Genomic DNA, 17909 nt, shown 5'->3' with positions numbered 1-17909 from the left:
CCAAAAGGTGGCATTATATGTGTCTTTAGACAAAGTGCCTGCAAAACTAAACAGAATTACTTACTTATATTGCATCGAAATTTTTCAGTAATCATATGAACAGATTTTTTCTTTTTGCCTTTTTAGCTTTATCCATTACCAACATTCAAGCGCAACAAGTCACAAATACAGAAGACAGTGTGAGTCTTGATGTAATGATAGGTCAACTGATATTGACCGGAATTGGTGATTTTTCTTATTTGCCAGACGATGCGGAAATCATTAATGAGGTCAAAGCAGGAAAAGTGGGTGGAGTCATCCTTTTTGAAAAAAATATAAACGCAGAACGGCCAAAAGTGCAACTCAGGAGAACCATCGATTCTTTGAAAGCCGCAGCTTCTATACCACTGTTCATTAGTATAGATGAAGAGGGAGGTCGTGTGAATCGATTGAAACCTAAATATGGATTTCCTGTAACCAAGCAAGCAGGTGAACTAGGTTCCATTAACAATTTAGATACAACTGCCTTTTATGCCAATAACACGGCAAGCACATTGAAAGAATATGGCATTAATGTGAATTATGCACCAGATGTGGATGTTGCCATCAACCCAGACAATCCAGTCATTGCTAAGCTTGGAAGAAGCTATTCGGATGACCCAAAAACCGTAGCTCTACATGCACAAAAAGTGATTGAAGTACATAGAGACAATAATGTATTGACAGTACTTAAACATTTTCCTGGCCACGGCAGCTCCAGAAATGATTCACATTTGGGTGTAGCTGATGTCAGCGCTACATGGCAATTTGCAGAGCTTATGCCATACAAATACCTACTTGATTCAGGCAGTGTTGATGCTATCATGACCGCTCATATCGTGAATGAGCATTTGGATCCAGAAAAGTTACCCGCTACCCTTTCACCTTACATGATAAACAATATTTTAAGGGGTGTTTTAAATTATCAGGGAGTAGTCTTTACAGACGATATGCAAATGCATGCAATATCCAAGAACTATGGGTTTGAAGAATCAATAAAAATGGCTATCAATGCCGGAGTGGATGTCATGCTATTTTGCAACAATGTACCCGGCAACGAAAGACGTACTCCATCTCAAATTCATGCAATAATCAGCAACTATGTAGATCAAGGTGAAATATCCGAAGGTCGAATAAGAGAATCCTACAATCGAATCATGTACCTTAAATCCAAACTCAAATGAGAAACATCATTTTACTTTCTATCCTAGTACTTTCAATTTGCGCATGTGCAAAAAAAAGTGAATCAAAAAAACAGGTTGGTTTCAAGACCTATGGAACCTCTTTCGATAGATCTGAAGTTCAGGATATTTCCCAGATTTCCTCTCTAATGGAGTCTTCCGATTCCATTGCAGTAATTCTTAGCGGAACAATTGAGAAGACCTGCGCAGTCAAAGGGTGCTGGATGCAACTAAAAACAGGTAGCGATCAAAACCTTAGAGTAACATTTAAAGATTATGCCTTTTTTGTGCCTAAGAATGGAGTGGAAGGAAACACAGCGGTAATCAAAGGTTATTGTGTAAAACAAGAGACATCAGTAGAAGAGTTACAGCATTATGCAAAAGACGCTGGTGAGTCGGACGAAGCCATCACACTGATCACAGAACCAAAAATGGAATACAATTTTGTAGCAAGCGGTGTAATCATTGAAGATTAAATTCCCTTTTAATCTTCAAATAACTAATTTTGGCTTCTCTTTAATTAACCTTCCTTGAAGAAAAATATGAAACGTTGTTTATTGGGCTTGATTATTTCAAGTCAATTCTTATTGAGTAGCTGTGGTGAAGATAGTACAGAGAGTGTCATTTTAGGCACTTGGTTAGCTACTCATATCGAGAGAGAAGATTGTGACGACCCGCTTAATAATGGAGGATTGAACTGTATTTACAACTTGGAAAGGTGCATATCTTGTATGGAACTTGTTCTTGGAAGAGATGGTACATACACTTTAACTGCAAATTTTGATGCAAGTCCTAATTCTGAGGCTGGAGACTATGAAACCAAGAGTAACGTCATTACCCTTGACCCATCAGACGGAGATCCTTATGACTTACCTATTTCAAATGTCACCGAGACCAACATGGTGATAGATTTGCCATTAACAAATGGCTGCACAGCTATAATCACTTTAGAAAACTCAGATTGCTAATAGAGGTTCAAATAATTTATTGAATCAAGAAACTTATGAAAGGAATCATTTTAGCAGGCGGCTCTGGAACCAGACTTCACCCATTGACTGTGGCCGTTAGCAAGCAGATACTACCGGTATTTGACAAACCCATGATTTATTACCCCCTTTCTACACTAATGCTCGCTGGAATTAGAGAAATTTTAATTATTTCTACACCAAGAGACTTGCCAGTTTTTGAGGAGCTTCTGGGAGACGGAAGTAAGCTTGGATGTAATTTTGAGTATGCCGTTCAAGAAAAACCTGAAGGATTAGCTCAAGCGTTCATCATTGGAAAGGAGTTTGTTGGATCAGATAAGGTAGCACTTATTTTAGGAGACAATATCTTTTACGCTTCAGGAATATCAAAAAAACTTCAACAGTGCACCAATCCCGATGGAGGAATTGTTTTTGCCTACCATGTGCAAGATCCTGAAAGATATGGGGTGGTTGAATTTGATCAAACGAACAAAGTTTTATCAATTGAGGAAAAACCACTAAAACCTAAATCCAACTATGCAGTCCCTGGATTGTATTTTTATGACAATCAAGTTCTGGAAATTAGTGAATCGATCCAGCCAAGTGCAAGAGGCGAGTTAGAAATAACTGAGGTAAATAACCAATACCTCAAGCAAAAAAAATTGAGTGTTCAAATCTTGGACAGAGGCACAGCTTGGTTGGACACTGGCACATTTGCCTCACTCAATGAAGCTGGTTCTTTTGTTAAAATAATTGAAGAACGACAAGGGTTAAAAATTGGCTGTATTGAGGAAGTTGCATATAAAATGAATTTTATAAATGCAGAAGAGCTAGAACAAATAGCTAAACCTCTCATTAAGAGTGGATATGGTGAATACTTGCTAAACTTGCTGCCCAAATCGAAATGAAAATAGAAGAACTTCCTCTTAAGGGTGCCTTTCATCTAGAACCCAATATTCTCAAAGATCATAGGGGGTATTTCTTTGAGTGGTTTAACCAAAAAGTATTCAAAGCCCAAACCGGCATTAACTTTCAGCCTAAACAATTTAACTGTTCACGGTCAACTTATGGAGTTCTGCGTGGAATGCACTTTCAGAAACAGCCACATGCGCAATCAAAACTGGTGACAGTCACAAAGGGTGAAATTCAAGATGTAGTAATAGACTTAAGAAAAGATTCACCTACTTTTGGCCAACATTTTTCAGTTGTGCTTTCAGAAAGGAAGAAAAATCAATTGTTTGTTCCAAAGGGGTTTGCTCACGGTTTTCTTGTACTCTCCGAACAAGCTGAAATTTTTTATGCCATAGATGATTTTTATGCCCCAAGTTTTGAAGATGGGCTTTGTTATAATGACCCCCTCCTAAAAATCAAATGGGAAATCGATGAAAATGAAATTATTCTGTCTGAAAGGGACAAAACATATGGCGGATTGGAAGGTTCAGCCATGAAAATTTAAAAATACTATGACGAAGAAAAGAGTTTTAATTACAGGAGGAGCGGGCTTTTTGGGTTCTCATTTATGCGATAGGTTTTTAAAGGAAGGTTGTCATGTCATTGCCATGGATAATCTGATCACTGGATCGCTTGATAATATTGAACACCTTTTTCATAGAGAAGATTTTGAATTCTACAATCATGATGTATCTAAGTTTGTTCATGTATCCGGAGATCTTGACTATATCATGCATTTCGCTTCCCCAGCGAGCCCAATAGATTATCTTAAAATGCCCATACAGACTTTGAAAGTAGGTTCATTGGGTACTCATAATTTATTAGGATTAGCGAAGGCCAAAAAAGCCAGAATGCTTATTGCATCCACTTCGGAAGTTTATGGAGATCCATTGGTACATCCACAAACTGAAGATTACTGGGGTAATGTAAATCCAGTAGGGCCGAGAGGAGTCTATGACGAATCCAAAAGATTTCAGGAAGCGATGACCATGGCCTATCACACTTACCATGGAGTAGAAAGTAGAATAGTAAGAATTTTTAACACCTATGGCCCAAGAATGAGGCTGGACGACGGTCGTGTATTACCAGCATTCATCGGACAGGCGCTTAGAGGGGAAGATCTTACCGCTTTTGGAGACGGGTCACAAACACGCTCGTTTTGCTATGTTGATGATCTGGTAGAAGGCATTTACAGATTGCTTCTGAGTGATTGCCCAGACCCAGTCAATATTGGAAACCCAAGTGAAATCACGATTAACCAATTCGCTGAAGAAATTTTGAAGTTAACAGGGAGTAAATCAAAAATAGCCTATAAACCACTCCCGAAAGATGACCCTAAACAACGTCAGCCAAACATTTCTAAAGCCAAGGAAGTTCTAGGGTGGGAGCCAAAATTTTCAAGAAGTGAAGGTTTAAAGCCAACACTTGAATATTTTATGAAAAAGGTAAAGGGGTAACTAACATGGATATCAGCGTGGCCGTTATTGGACTAGGGTATGTTGGTCTGCCATTGGCAGTAGCCACCTCTGAAAAGTATCCAACTCTGGGGTTCGACATCAATAAAAGCCGAATTAATGAGCTTAATAATAAATATGATCGCACAGGAGAAATTGATTTTAAGCAAGTCAACCCAAATAACAAGCTCGAATTCACGGCCAATGAGGAGGAACTAAGTGGAGCCAATTTCTATATTATAACTGTGCCTACCCCGATAGACGGTAACAACAATCCAGACTTGACTTTGCTCAAGTTGGCTTCTAAACTAGTTGGCAGGTTTCTAAAAAAAGGGGACATTGTCGTTTACGAGTCAACCGTATTTCCTGGATGTACAGAAGAGGAGTGTGTGCCGATATTAGAAAAAGCTTCTGATCTCAAGTTCAATGTCGACTTCTTTTGCGGTTATTCTCCCGAGAGGATCAATCCGGGAGACAAAGAGCGTGGAGTAAAAGATATACTCAAGGTCACCAGCGGCAGCACAAAGGGAATTGCCAAAATAATCGACAACTTCTACGCCTCTATCATTACCGCAGGGACCCACAGAGCCTCTTCGATCAAAGTCGCCGAGGCGGCCAAGGTAATTGAAAACGCTCAACGTGATATCAATATCGCATTTGTGAATGAGTTGGCTTTAATTTTTAATAGAATTGGTATTGATACGCACGAAGTACTCGCTGCTGCCGCAACAAAATGGAACTTTCTTCCCTTTAAACCAGGTCTAGTGGGCGGGCATTGTATTGGTGTAGACCCCTATTACCTAACTCACAAGGCAGAAAGCGTTGGCTATCTGCCGGAAGTTATATTGGCCGGTCGCCGCATCAATGACAATATGGGCAAACATGTCGCTCAGGAAGTGGTACAACTTATGGCAGGAAAAGGCCTGGAAATTGTGAATTCGAAAGTACTGATTCTTGGGTTGACTTTTAAGGAAAATTGTCCTGACATACGAAATACCAAAGTCATTGATATTGTTAAGGAGCTAGAAAAGTACAATATTCAAGTTGATCTACATGATCCGCGGGCTAATGCTGAAGAAGTTAAACACGAATATGATTACATGCTAAACAGTGATATTGCTTCAGGATATTCATCCTATATTTTAGCAGTTGCTCACGACGAATTCAAGTCAATAAATTGGAATAAGTTAAAACAAGAAGCGGTAGTCTATGACGTAAAAGGTATACTTCCTAAATCAATTTCTGATGGTTGTCTATAGTTTTTAAGCTAAGATGCTTTTGGATTTAACTTTTGTTGCTAAGTTTGCGCCTCATTTAACCCTACAGATAGGAATTTGAAAACTTCATTTACATACAGAACACACCAATCAACCACCTGCTGTTGATGTTTTGTTTATTGCCTGATGCATGGTCAGGATTCGTTTTCATTTTTTCTTATCTAATATTTCAACAAACATGGACAGTAGGGTCAGACATATTACTAAATCAATAACCTGGAGAGCAATTGCCACCGGAACGACACTGAGCGTCGCAGCCTATATTCAAGGAGGCATTAGCAGTGCTCAGCTTGGATTACTCGCAGTTTTGGATGTGGTGATCAAGCTATTGCTCTATTATCTTCATGAACGCTTCTGGTTCAACATCAATACGAATATCAGCCCTCGGGTACGGCATGTATTTAAAGCATTCACCTGGCGAGGTATAGCGGGCGTTACCACATTTATCTTGGTCGTATGGATTTTCAATGAAAGCCAAGGTACCTTAGAAAAAGCGGGTTGGATCGCAATTGTAGAAACTATACTTAAAATGGCGTTTTATTATGGCCACGAGGAAATCTGGTATCGAATAAATCTGGGACTAGATAATCGAAGAGAAAAAAAATCTGCGGCATGACAGAAAACATCGTACCACATAATCACACCATCAAACAGGCAGATAGGGTTAAGAAATTAGGCTATCAGCCGATCCTCATTTGGTTTGTTGGACTCTCAGGGTCGGGTAAATCAACATTAGCTAGTGGTTTGGAAACCAAACTGTTCAATGAAGGAATCAACACCTATATATTAGACGGTGATAATATTAGAAGTGGATTAAATAAAGACCTTGATTTTTCAAACGAGAGCAGAAAAGAAAATTTACGAAGAATAACAGAAGTTTCAAATCTGTTTGTCGATGCAGGCACAGTGGTCTTAACTGCTTTTATTACACCTTTCGAGCAAGAGCGAAAAAGGGTGAAAGAAATGATGGGTAATAAGTACGTAGAAGTATTTGTCAATTGTCCACTTGAAGAATGTGAAAAAAGAGACGTGAAAGGTCTCTACCAAAAGGCTCGAGAGGGGAAAATAAAAAACTTTACTGGTATTGATTCACCGTTCGAAGAGCCTAAAAATGCCGACATAGAAATACCTTCTCACCAGCTTTCCATCCAAGAAGGTGTTCAACGTATATATGACATTGTTATTAAAAAAATAAGAGATAATGAGTAACTATAATCTAACGCATATCAAGGAACTTGAGGCGGAAGCTATATACATACTTCGAGAAGTATTCGCCCAATTCGAAAATCCTGCAATTCTTTTTTCAGGTGGAAAGGACTCTATTTGCGTAGCTCATTTGGCTAGAAAAGCATTTTTTCCATCAAAAATCCCTTTCCCATTTGTTCATGTGGACACAGGGCATAACTTCCCAGAGACCATGGACTTTCGAAACAAATATGTCGAAGAACTTGGCGTGAAACTTATTGTTGGTTCCGTGCAAAAGTCCATAGATGATGGAGCTGCTGCTGAAGAAAAAGGAAAAAACGCGAATCGAAATGCTATTCAAACAGTCACATTGTTAGATACTATCGAAGAGCACGGTTTTGACGCCTGTATAGGTGGAGCGCGTCGTGATGAAGAAAAGGCACGAGCAAAAGAAAGGTTCTTCTCTCATCGTGATGAATTTGGCCAATGGGATCCAAAGAATCAAAGACCGGAACTATGGAATATATTCAACGGAAGGTGTCACCAAGGTGAGCACTTTAGAGTATTCCCTCTAAGTAACTGGACTGAGATGGATGTTTGGCAGTACATCTTGTTAGAAAACATCGCACTCCCTAGTCTCTATTTTGCTCACGAGAGACAAGTGATTAGAAGAAATAATACGTGGTTACCAGTTTCTGACTACATCCAGATTGGAGATGATGAAGAAATTGTAACAAAGAAGATCAGATTCAGAACACTGGGTGATATTACGATTACTGGTGGGGACGAATCTGATGCAGATACATTAGAAAAGATTGTTGATGAAGTTGCTTCTGCCAGACAAACTGAGCGTGGCAACCGAGAAGATGACAAACGATCAGAAACCTCAATGGAAGATCGTAAAAAACAAGGATACTTTTAGAAATAAGCACAGTCAATAAAATGACCATGGAAAATACAAAACACGATAACAACTCTTACTTAGATATGGAATTGCTTCGCTTCACTACAGCAGGTAGTGTAGACGATGGTAAGAGTACATTAATTGGCCGATTGCTTTACGATTCTAAGTCAATCTTCGAGGACCAAATGGACCAAGTGGCTAAGTCCAGCGAAAGAAAGGGGCTTGAACATACTGACCTTGCCTTGCTTACCGATGGTTTGAAAGACGAGCGTGAACAAGGAATTACCATTGATGTTGCCTACAGGTACTTTGCTACGCCAAAGAGGAAATTCATCATAGCAGATACTCCAGGTCATATACAGTATACCAGAAACATGGTAACTGGAGCCTCTACCGCCAACTGTGCCCTACTTCTCGTCGATGCAAGAAAAGGAGTAATTGAGCAAACACAAAGACATTCAATCATTGCCTCACTCCTACAAATTCCCCACGTAGTGGTTTGTGTGAACAAAATGGATTTGGTCGATTACAGCCAAGAAGTATTCGAAAAAATAAAGGAAGACTATGAAGCGTTCGCTTCTAAGTTGGAAGTAAAAGATGTGCGCTTCATCCCTATCTCTGCCCTAAATGGAGACAACGTAGTGAATAGAAGTGAAAACATGCCTTGGTTTGAAGGGTCAACCCTTCTATATACTTTAGAAAATATTCACATTGGCAGTGATCACAATCACATCGATTGCCGATTTCCTGTTCAAACTGTCATTCGGCCAAAAAATGACAAATATCACGATTATCGAGGATACGCTGGACGAATAGCAAGTGGTGTTTTCAAACCTGGGGACGAGGTAACTGTAGTTCCATCAGGTTTTAGCTCTAAAATAAAATCCATAGACACTTTCTCTGGAGAAGTAGAAGAAGCATTCGCACCCATGTCCGTATCCATTCAATTGGAAGACGACATTGACGTAGGAAGAGGCGATATGATAGTACGTACAAACAATAAACCAGAGCCCATTCAAGATATTGAAGCAATGGTTTGCTGGCTAAACCCTCAAGGACCAAAGCCACGAGCAAAATATATTCTGCGCCATACTACGGCAGAAGCCAAAACGATGATCAAAGAAATCAGCTACAAGCTGGATATCAGCACCTTGCATAGAAATGAGCAAGATAAGGACATCAAAGCAAATGATATCTGCAAGATGAAACTTAGAACTACCAAGCCACTGTTGGCGGATTCTTATAAAAAAAATCGCGTGACTGGTAGTTTAATATTGGTGGATGAAGCTACTAATGAAACTGTAGCAGCGGGTATGATTGTTTGATACGGCATTGACTCCTACCTTAACTATGATCCGTTAACTTTAGTAGTTGATGGAGTAATCAAGTTTGATTGGGTAATTATAGACAAACAATCCTCTTGTCATTTTGACCAAAAGGGAAAAACCTCATTCCTACAACAAAACCTAATGAGATTTCACCTTCATTGAAATGATAGATTACTTTGAAAAGTAGAATCACACTATTAACTCAAATACTTAATGTACTTACAACCTCTACTGGAAACAGCAAAAATAGCCGCTAGAAACGCTGCAATTGAGATTCTGAAAATTTACGAATCTGGTGATTTCTCCATCGAAGCTAAGGCAGATGATTCTCCATTGACATTGGCTGATAAGGCCTCTCATTTAGCCATTGTGGCTGAGTTAGAAAAAACCAACCTTCCGATCTTAAGCGAAGAAGGCAGGAACGTTCCCTATGAGGAAAGAAAAGATTGGAAATATTTTTGGATGATAGATCCATTAGACGGTACCAAGGAGTTCATCAAACAAAATGGAGAGTTTACTGTCAACATTGCGCTCATTCACAGTGGCCAACCAATTCTCGGTGTGGTCCAGGTTCCAGTTCAAAACAAGTTATACTATGCAACGCAAAATGAAGGAGCATTTTTAGAAACAGACAAAGAAACATTCCAACTTAAAGTAAATTCTCAAAACACAAATAACGAAAAACTTAAAATCGTGGCCTCACGGTCTCACTTGAACCAGGACACTCAAGATTTTTTAAATAACTTAGTAAACCCTGAAATAGTGAGTATGGGGAGCTCGCTTAAGTTAGTTGCAGTAGCTGAAGGCAACGCCGATCTCTATCCAAGATTTGCTCCCACGATGGAATGGGATACCGCAGCTGCGGATGCGGTAGTTCGCGAAGCTGGAGGACAAGTTTGGGTAAGAGATGAGAAAAACCCAGTTCAATATAACAAAGAAGACCTCTTAAACCCACATTTTTTAGTGACATGCAATTTAGAAGATTAATATTCCCTAACTTGCGGCGAAATTAAATTACAACATGCGGCGAATACTCCTAAGTATCTTGTTTTTAGCCCTTTGCCTAGGGCAACTTTCATACGTTCAAGGTCAAAATATATCGGATTTGCAAAACTTGCAAAACCTAAACATAGATGATTTGACCCCTGAACAAATGGGGCATTTAGTTCAACGACTTGAAGCCAGTGGGATGAGCGAAGAGCAATTGGTCCAAATGGCACAAATGCGCGGCATGTCTGAGGCTGATATAGCTAAACTTCGTGGGAAGATATTAGAAGCTCAAGCGAATCAAACACTTAACCCTGCCATGGCGGGCTCTAGAATGAGAGTGAGCCCAATTGATGAGGCTGTTGTAGATGAGTTGATGCTGCCTTTTGAGCAAATGGCACAAAAGGAAAAGGAAGATTCACTCAAGATTTATGACGAAGGACTCGAGGTTTTTGGGTTAAAATTCTTTAGGGAGTCTGAGCTTACCTTCGAGCCTAATTTGAATGTGCCTACTCCAGCTAACTACACGTTGGCCCCAGGGGACGAACTTTACATTGATATATGGGGGGCCTCTGAACAGAACTATCAAGTCACAATTTCACCAGAAGGCTCTATTCGCATACCGAGTATAGGTCCGGTCTATGTGAACGGTCTTCATATGGAAGAGGCCAAAAAGAAAATTATTGCAAGACTAAAAAAGATTTACAGCACCATAGGTCGAAGTTCTTATGCGGATGTATCACTAGGTCAAATCAGGACAATTGCAGTTCATGTGATTGGACAGGTTGATAAACCAGGAACTTATACTTTAACTTCCTTTGGAACGGCGTTTAATGCGCTATATCATGCCGGTGGCCCTACCATTAACGGTTCATTAAGACAAATTGAAATCTATAGAGACAAAGAACTTATCTCAACACTAGATGCCTACAACTTCTTCATCAAAGGAAAAGGAGAAAACATTACATTAAAAGATCAAGACGTAATTATCGTTAAACCCTACATCAATAGGGTTAGATTTCAAGGAGAAATAAAAAGACCTGCAGCATACGAACTGGCAGAAGACGAAACATTTGAAGACCTCCTCTTTTTTGCCGGGGGTTTCTCCAAAAATGCTTACAATGGGACGGTCAATGTGATTCGTATTGATGGAAATTTTAGAACGGTCAAATCCATTTCACCTGAGGAAAGAGATTCTTTCATTATGAAAAATGGAGATGAGATTTATGTTGCCTCAATTTCTGAGGAATTTTTAAGCAGAGTGTCGATTGAAGGACCCGTACTGAATCCAGGTGAATACGAATTGACTGATGGATTGACTTTGAGTCAACTCATTAAAAAGGCAGATGGTCTCAGAGGTGATGCATTTATGGAACGAGGAATCATCATTAGAAGGAATAAGGATTTTTCGCTTTCCAACTTGTCTTTCGACCCAAAGAAAATTTTAAGTGGTGAATCAGATATTCCATTACAAAACAATGACATCGTAAACATACAATCCATTTATGATTTACGAGAATCTTATCAATTAACCATTGAAGGAGAGGTGCTTAAGCCAGGAACAATTCACTACCTTGACGATATGACAGTAGAGGACCTTATCTATTTGTCAGGAGGTTTTAAAGAATCCGCCGCTAGATCCTTTGTGGAAGTTGCCAGACGAGTACATCCAGATAGCACCAAAGACATCAATCAAAGTGCCAGAATTTATAATTTTCCTATAAGTAAGAATTTAAGTCTTTCGAGTGAGGCTTCAAGCTTCAAACTTGCACCATACGACTTGGTGGTTGTTCGTAAAAGCCCATTTTTCCAAGACCAAGAGATTGTAGAAGTGGAAGGAGAAGCCAAGTTTCCTGGGAAATACTCACTTAAGACTAAAGATGAAAGAATTTCTTCATTGCTTGAAAGGGCTGGAGGTATATCTCGATACGCCTATGCCAAAGGAGCTACCCTGATCAGAAGAACTGAATACTACAAAGTACCTCAAAAGAGTGATGCCATAGATGCTGATGGTAATATCATCGCCGATGTACAAGTAGACGATGATGCTGCCGAAATCAGGAGGCAGGATCTTACCTACCGCTTCCGAAAGGAAGGTTTTTCTTTAAGTGATAGCCTAGAGGTGTTCCGTCAACAAGAATCAATTGGAATTAATCTCGAAAAAATCCTTGAACAGCCAGGTTCTAAATATGACTTAATTTTAAGGAAAGGCGATATACTTAGTATTCCTAGAGAATATCAGACTGTACGGGTACGCGGGGAGGTGCTGTACCCCAGCAATATTCAGCACAACAAAGGATCAAAATTCAAACACTACATTTCTAGCGCGGGAGGATTCGATCAACGCGCAAAAAAATCAAAATCCTACGCTATCTATGCCAATGGGTCTGCCGCCCAGACTCGCAGTTTCCTTTGGATAAGGAATTATCCTAAAGTAGAGCCGGGAATGGAAATTGTGGTACCTAAAAAACCAGAAAAGCAACCAATGAGTGCTCAAGCTTGGGTAGCTATGGCCTCAAGTGTTGCAACTATCGCTCTTATAGTTAGCCAAATAATGGCAAATTAATCATGACCAAAATGCAGAATACTACTAAAAATCATGATGATGAAATAGACTTACTAGAAATAGTAAATACTTTGTGGAATGGGAGAGTTTTTATAGCAAAAATAACTGGGTATTTTGCTATAATCGGAGTAATTATAGCAATTCTAAGCCCAGTTGAATATGAATCATCTTGTAAGTTATTGCCGGAGAGTCAAGAAACTCAAATTCCAAATCTTGGTGGATTAGCAGGACTAGCAGGGCTAGCAGGAGTTGATTTAAGTGCTATGAATTCTTCAGCCGCAGGAGTACTAACTCCGCAGTTATATCCAGAAATAGTTCGTAGTCTACCTTTTATACTTGAAGTAATTAACGATACCATTTATTTAGAGAAAAAAAATTTACACACTACACCCTTTCATTATTTTAAAGAAATCCAAAGACCCTCAGCGTTAGGTTATGTTAAAAAATACACTTTAGGCATCCCAGGCCTAATTAGGGGTGCCTTCAATAATGAAGAATTGACAACGGCCAATAATTCCCCTTTTTATAGAATATCTCGAGAAGATTGGTCTATTATCGAAGCATTCAAAGAAAGGATAACAATCGAAAATGATCCTGAAACTGGAATAATATTGGTTGAAGTTGAAATGCCTGATCCTTTTGCAGCAGCTCAAATTGCAAAAAAAATCGAGATTATGATAACGGACGCCGTAATAAGCTACAAAACGGATAAAGCAGATAAAAATCTCAACTTCATACTTGAAACTTATGATGAGGCCAAAAGAAATTTTGAGAATATTCAATTAAAACTAGCCAGGGCAACAGACAGAAACAAAAATGTAACCTCAGCCACTGCACAAATCGAACTCAAAAAAATTGAGCATGAATACGACATCGCTTTTGATGTATTCAAAGGATTATCATCTCAAGTGGAACAGGCAAAAATTCAGTTAAAAGAAGAAACGCCAGTGTTTACAGTACTAGAGCCTGTACGAATTCCTGATAGTAAGAGTAAACCAAGGCGAACCTTAATTGTAATTCTTTTCTGTATCGTCGGGTCAATTTTTGCAACCTTATATCATTTGATCAGAACTATTCTTTTGGCATAATGAAGAAGATTGTTTCAATTATTATCAGAACCTTAAACGAACAAAAATATTTACCTGAATTACTTTCAAGTATTAATTCTCAAATATGCTCCTTTGATATCGAAGTTGTAGTAGTCGACTCTGGCTCAACAGATCAGACACTTGAAATATTGAAGAAATTTGAACATAAGGTAGTACACATTAAGAAGGAAGACTTTTCCTTTGGAAGGTCATTGAACTACGGTTGTCGAGAAGCGAATGGCGAATATCTTGTCTTTATTTCTGCACATTGCATTCCTCAAAATAATGATTGGTTGGAAAACCTTGTTGCTCCATTTTCAGATCCAAAAGTTGCTATGACCTATGGCAGACAAATTGGGAAACAACAAAACAAATTCAGTGAACATCAAGTTTTTAAAAAGTATTACCCGAAAAACTTAGAGGATGCTCAGGGAGGTTATTTCAGCAATAATGCTAATTCCGCGATTCTAAAATCTCTTTGGGACAAGAGAAATTTTAACGAAGAATTGACTGGCCTTGAAGATATGGACTGGGCAAAATTTTTTTGGCAAAAAAAATACAGTATTCAATATGTTCCTGTTGCAGTTGTATACCACATTCATGAGGAGACCTGGAGAAGAATTAAGATTAGGTACGAACGAGAGGCGATAGCTTTACGAGAAATCATGCCGGAAATTCATTTTAATTTCTTTGATTTTCTTAAATCCGTTTACAAAGGAATTCTAAATGACATTAAAGTCAATATTTCCAAAGACAAAATCCCGAATAAGTTGTTTGAAATAGTCCTGTTCAGGTTTTGTCAGTTCTATGGATCCTACAAAGGAAATCATTCTCACAGAAAACTATCTAATAGCAAAAAAGAAAATTACTTTTACCCATGATCAAGTTGACTTCACTTGGACAAGTTGGTTACATTGTTGATATCAATAATGTACGGTTAGTAATTGACCCTTACCTTTCAAATTATGTGGAAGACAAATATGGGAAGCAATTCAAGAGTTTAATAAAGAGTCCAATTCTGCCCGAAAGTATAAAAAACGTAGATTATATTCTTATTTCACATGAGCATGAGGATCACTGCGACCCATTCACATTGGGTAAAATATTTGAAGTAAATCAAGATGTGAAAATCATTTGCCCTAGAGAATGCAACGAGATCATAAAGGAAATCCCTTTTAAAGAAATTCTCAATCTAAAAATTCAAGAAAAAAAACAAATACTAGATATCAATATTGAAGTTGTTCCTGCGGCACACCCTGAATTAGAAATTAATAATGGGTATTCAAGGTTTATGGGCTTTTTGATTAGCATTAACAACTTTGTTATGTACCATGCAGGTGATACCATCCCATTTTTGACTGCAAATAATTATTTGCCAAAAGGAATAGATTTAGCTTTCCTACCTATCAATGAAAGGAATTTTTTTAAGGATTCAGCGGGAATAATTGGAAATATGACTTGCAGAGAAGCACTTGAGTGGGTTGAGCAGTTGAAAATTAAACATTGGATTCCGACGCACTGGGATACTTTTTCAAATAATGGTACTTATCAGGAGGAGCTTGATATAGTCGCCAAAAGGATAAACAAGTCTAATTACACTTGGATTAATGCAGGTGAAACGATTAGCATTTAGATCAAATGGACAAGCATTATGGATTAGTTGCTCTTCTTCCTATGAAACTTCATAGCGAACGGGTGCCAGGGAAAAATTTTAAGGAATTTAGTGGACAACCACTTTTTACTTGGATTTTAAACTCGCTCTTATCGGTTGAAAAAATTGAAAAGGTGGTAATAAACACCGATGCCGTAGATGTACTTGAAAAGTATGATATTATCCAGAATGAGAAAATAATATTGAGAAACAGACCTGAGGAAATAAGGGGAGACCTTGTTTCCATGAACAAGGTAATACATGACGACATTAGCCACATTGAATCGGACCACTATTTAATGACACATACGACTAATCCACTTATTTCGCATGACACTATTAACAATGCGATTAGTGAATATTTCAAATCCATAGAATCGGGATTTGACAGTCTATTTACGGTAAATCAATTTCAATCCAGATTTTATTATAAAGACGTAAGCCCTATAAATCATAACCCTGCTGAGTTGATACGGACACAAGATTTAGAACCCATTTACGAAGAAAATTCTTGTCTATATTTATTTAGCGGCAAGAGTTTCGATTGTACAAATGCTAGAATTGGGGAAAAGCCAAGTATTTATTCTACACCTAAATACGAATCAATTGACATAGACGATTACGAATCGTGGAAGCTTGCTGACCTGATCAAGAAGAGCATAAACAAATAATTATGGATTATAAAGTTTTAATTTCAGCACCTTACCTACAGCCATTTATTGAAAGATTCCGGCCCTTTTTTCATAAAAACAATATAGAAATTATTGTTCCGAATGTAAAAGAGCGATTAGAAGAAGAAGATCTTTTGAAGTATATCGAAGATCTAGATGGCATTATTTGTGGAGATGACAAATTTACTCCTCTGGTGCTAGACAAGGCAAAAAAGTTAAAGGTCATCTCCAAGTGGGGTACGGGAATAGACTCAATCAATAAGCCAGCATGTGAAGAACGAGGCATTGCTGTAAGAAATACGCCCAATGCATTTACAGTTCCTGTTTCTGATTCTGTATTGGCCTATATCCTAAATTTCGCAAGAAACATATCTTTCATGGACCGAGCGATGAAAAGTGGAGAATGGAAAAAGATTAATGGCCACGCGTTACACGAAGCTACTCTTGGCGTAATAGGTGTTGGAAACATTGGTGAAAGCGTATTAAGGAAGGCACAGGCATTTGGGATGAATCTGATTGCGTGCGACCTAAAACCAATCCCAACCGACCTGCTAATAGAACTTAATATTGAGCAAGTGTCGCTGGATACCCTACTAACAAATAGTGATTATGTTAGTGTGAATTGTGACCTTAACGAGACCAGTCATCATTTAATGTCAGATAGTGCCTTTGATCTGATGAAAGAAACTGCAATACTTATTAACTCTGCTAGGGGGCCAATTGTTGATGAAATTGCTCTTGTACGAGCATTAGAAAATAATAAAATCGGAGGAGCAGCGCTAGATGTTTTTGAGCTTGAACCACTTCCATTAGATAGTCCCTTATTACAAATGCCTAATGTACTTTTGGCACCTCATAACACAAATAGCAGTAAATTTGCATGGGAAAAAGTACATATTAATACCATTAACAACTTAATGGATTCTTTGAATCTAGAAGGTAGATTATGAAAAAAACGGTAGTCATAACTGGAGCCCTTGGAGGAATAGGTCAAGCGATATGCAAGACATTCAAAGAAGATGGTTATCAGGTTCTGGGCATAGATGTAAAGGCCATAGGCAACATTCCATTTTGCGATTACTCGTTTGACTTCGACCTTTCGAGACTATCGAAAAATGAAGACTACAGATCTGACAAGCTGAATATATTAAACAAATTTGGTGACGATCTACACGTCCTGATCAACAATGCCGCCGTTCAAATTTTGAATAATCTAAAAGACATCAAAATTACTGAGTGGAACGAAACACTTGATGTAAACTTGACAGCACCAATGCTGCTAAGCCAATGGGCTTTACCCTATATATCAAAAAATGACGGCAGTATTATAAATATTTCAAGTATCCACCAGACATTGACTAAACCTAAATTTACGGCTTATGCCACTAGTAAAAGTGCATTAGTTGGGTTGACAAAGGCTATGGCGGTAGATTTAAATGGTGAAATAAGGGTAAATTCAATAAGTCCAGCCGCCATTGAAACTGACATGCTGCGAGCTGGGTTTAACAATGATGAATCCGCATTAGATGTTCTCAAAAAATTGCATCCGGTGCAGAGAATAGGCTACCCCTATGAAGTGGCTAAACTAGCTTTATTTCTCGCTAGTGATGAAGCCAAATTTATTAACGGCGCCAATTTGCAATTGGACGGAGGGATAAGTTCTGTTCTTCATGATCTATAAAA

19 protein-coding genes are annotated in these 17909 nt (G+C 38.5%); all 19 read left to right on the top strand.

The genetic code is table 11. The annotated features are described in order from the left end of the window. Positions 1 to 95 precede the first annotated feature (95 nt). The 19 genes from ACO6S2_RS03850 (at position 96) to ACO6S2_RS03760 (ending at position 17907) form a co-directional block, all read left to right on the top strand. Entirely contained in the window at positions 96 to 1202 is a 1107-nt protein-coding gene (locus tag ACO6S2_RS03850) for a glycoside hydrolase family 3 protein (RefSeq protein WP_422361206.1), read from the top strand. Then, on the top strand, positions 1199 to 1675 hold the full coding sequence (locus ACO6S2_RS03845; protein ID WP_422361205.1) for a DUF4920 domain-containing protein: 477 nt from the start codon (positions 1199 to 1201) through the stop codon (positions 1673 to 1675). The genes ACO6S2_RS03850 and ACO6S2_RS03845 overlap by 4 nt, the downstream gene beginning before the upstream one ends. A 66-nt stretch (positions 1676 to 1741) precedes the next feature. Further along, a complete protein-coding gene (locus ACO6S2_RS03840; protein WP_422361204.1) occupies positions 1742 to 2167 on the top strand; it encodes a lipocalin family protein in 426 nt (141 codons plus the stop codon). 35 nt (positions 2168 to 2202) lie between these two features. Continuing rightward, entirely contained in the window at positions 2203 to 3072 is an 870-nt protein-coding gene (rfbA, locus tag ACO6S2_RS03835; protein ID WP_422361203.1) for a glucose-1-phosphate thymidylyltransferase RfbA, read from the top strand. Next, positions 3069 to 3620 carry a dTDP-4-dehydrorhamnose 3,5-epimerase gene (gene rfbC, locus ACO6S2_RS03830; RefSeq protein WP_422361202.1) on the top strand — a complete coding sequence of 184 codons (552 nt, stop codon included), beginning with the start codon at positions 3069 to 3071 and terminating at the stop codon, positions 3618 to 3620. Before rfbA ends, rfbC begins: the two co-directional genes overlap by 4 nt. A gap of 7 nt (positions 3621 to 3627) precedes the next feature. Beyond that, positions 3628 to 4572, top strand: a complete 945-nt coding sequence (locus ACO6S2_RS03825; protein WP_422361201.1) for a UDP-glucuronic acid decarboxylase family protein — start codon at positions 3628 to 3630, stop codon at positions 4570 to 4572. Positions 4573 to 4577: 5 nt separating this feature from the next. Next, on the top strand, positions 4578 to 5828 hold the full coding sequence (locus tag ACO6S2_RS03820; protein ID WP_422361200.1) for a nucleotide sugar dehydrogenase: 1251 nt from the start codon (positions 4578 to 4580) through the stop codon (positions 5826 to 5828). A 196-nt stretch (positions 5829 to 6024) separates the two neighbouring features. Continuing rightward, positions 6025 to 6462 carry a DUF2061 domain-containing protein gene (locus tag ACO6S2_RS03815; protein WP_422361199.1) on the top strand — a complete coding sequence of 146 codons (438 nt, stop codon included), beginning with the start codon at positions 6025 to 6027 and terminating at the stop codon, positions 6460 to 6462. Beyond that, on the top strand, positions 6459 to 7055 hold the full coding sequence (cysC, locus tag ACO6S2_RS03810) for an adenylyl-sulfate kinase (protein ID WP_422361198.1): 597 nt from the start codon (positions 6459 to 6461) through the stop codon (positions 7053 to 7055). Before ACO6S2_RS03815 ends, cysC begins: the two co-directional genes overlap by 4 nt. After that, positions 7048 to 7953 (top strand): sulfate adenylyltransferase subunit CysD, encoded by a 906-nt coding sequence (gene cysD, locus ACO6S2_RS03805; protein WP_422361197.1) that lies wholly within the window; start codon positions 7048 to 7050, stop codon positions 7951 to 7953. Before cysC ends, cysD begins: the two co-directional genes overlap by 8 nt. A 26-nt stretch (positions 7954 to 7979) precedes the next feature. Further along, positions 7980 to 9260: a sulfate adenylyltransferase subunit 1 gene (locus ACO6S2_RS03800; RefSeq protein WP_422361196.1), complete on the top strand. Its 1281-nt coding sequence runs from the start codon at positions 7980 to 7982 to the stop codon at positions 9258 to 9260. Between the two features lie 216 nt (positions 9261 to 9476). Beyond that, positions 9477 to 10250 carry a 3'(2'),5'-bisphosphate nucleotidase CysQ gene (gene cysQ / locus ACO6S2_RS03795; protein ID WP_422361195.1) on the top strand — a complete coding sequence of 258 codons (774 nt, stop codon included), beginning with the start codon at positions 9477 to 9479 and terminating at the stop codon, positions 10248 to 10250. A gap of 34 nt (positions 10251 to 10284) precedes the next feature. Continuing rightward, the gene (locus ACO6S2_RS03790) at positions 10285 to 12816 is read left to right on the top strand and encodes an SLBB domain-containing protein (RefSeq protein ID WP_422361194.1); all 2532 of its coding nucleotides are present in this window, start codon (positions 10285 to 10287) and stop codon (positions 12814 to 12816) included. 11 nt (positions 12817 to 12827) lie between these two features. Beyond that, complete coding sequence (locus ACO6S2_RS03785) at positions 12828 to 13904, top strand: Wzz/FepE/Etk N-terminal domain-containing protein (protein WP_422361193.1); 1077 nt, start codon at positions 12828 to 12830, stop codon at positions 13902 to 13904. Further along, entirely contained in the window at positions 13904 to 14785 is an 882-nt protein-coding gene (locus ACO6S2_RS03780; RefSeq protein WP_422361192.1) for a glycosyltransferase family 2 protein, read from the top strand. Before ACO6S2_RS03785 ends, ACO6S2_RS03780 begins: the two co-directional genes overlap by 1 nt. Then, the gene (locus ACO6S2_RS03775) at positions 14782 to 15537 is read left to right on the top strand and encodes an MBL fold metallo-hydrolase (RefSeq protein WP_422361191.1); all 756 of its coding nucleotides are present in this window, start codon (positions 14782 to 14784) and stop codon (positions 15535 to 15537) included. Before ACO6S2_RS03780 ends, ACO6S2_RS03775 begins: the two co-directional genes overlap by 4 nt. A 5-nt stretch (positions 15538 to 15542) precedes the next feature. Then, positions 15543 to 16226, top strand: a complete 684-nt coding sequence (locus ACO6S2_RS03770) for a cytidylyltransferase domain-containing protein (RefSeq protein ID WP_422361190.1) — start codon at positions 15543 to 15545, stop codon at positions 16224 to 16226. A gap of 2 nt (positions 16227 to 16228) precedes the next feature. Beyond that, on the top strand, positions 16229 to 17176 hold the full coding sequence (locus ACO6S2_RS03765; protein WP_422361189.1) for a phosphoglycerate dehydrogenase: 948 nt from the start codon (positions 16229 to 16231) through the stop codon (positions 17174 to 17176). Next, a complete protein-coding gene (locus ACO6S2_RS03760; protein WP_422361188.1) occupies positions 17173 to 17907 on the top strand; it encodes an SDR family NAD(P)-dependent oxidoreductase in 735 nt (244 codons plus the stop codon). The genes ACO6S2_RS03765 and ACO6S2_RS03760 overlap by 4 nt, the downstream gene beginning before the upstream one ends. Positions 17908 to 17909: the final 2 nt, after the last annotated feature.

This window comes from Reichenbachiella sp., from assembly GCF_965233835.1.
In the GTDB taxonomy this organism is placed as follows: Bacteria; Bacteroidota; Bacteroidia; order Cytophagales; family Cyclobacteriaceae; genus Reichenbachiella.
Note: the sequence above shows the minus strand (reverse complement) of the source record. Positions and strands in the feature narration are given on the sequence as shown.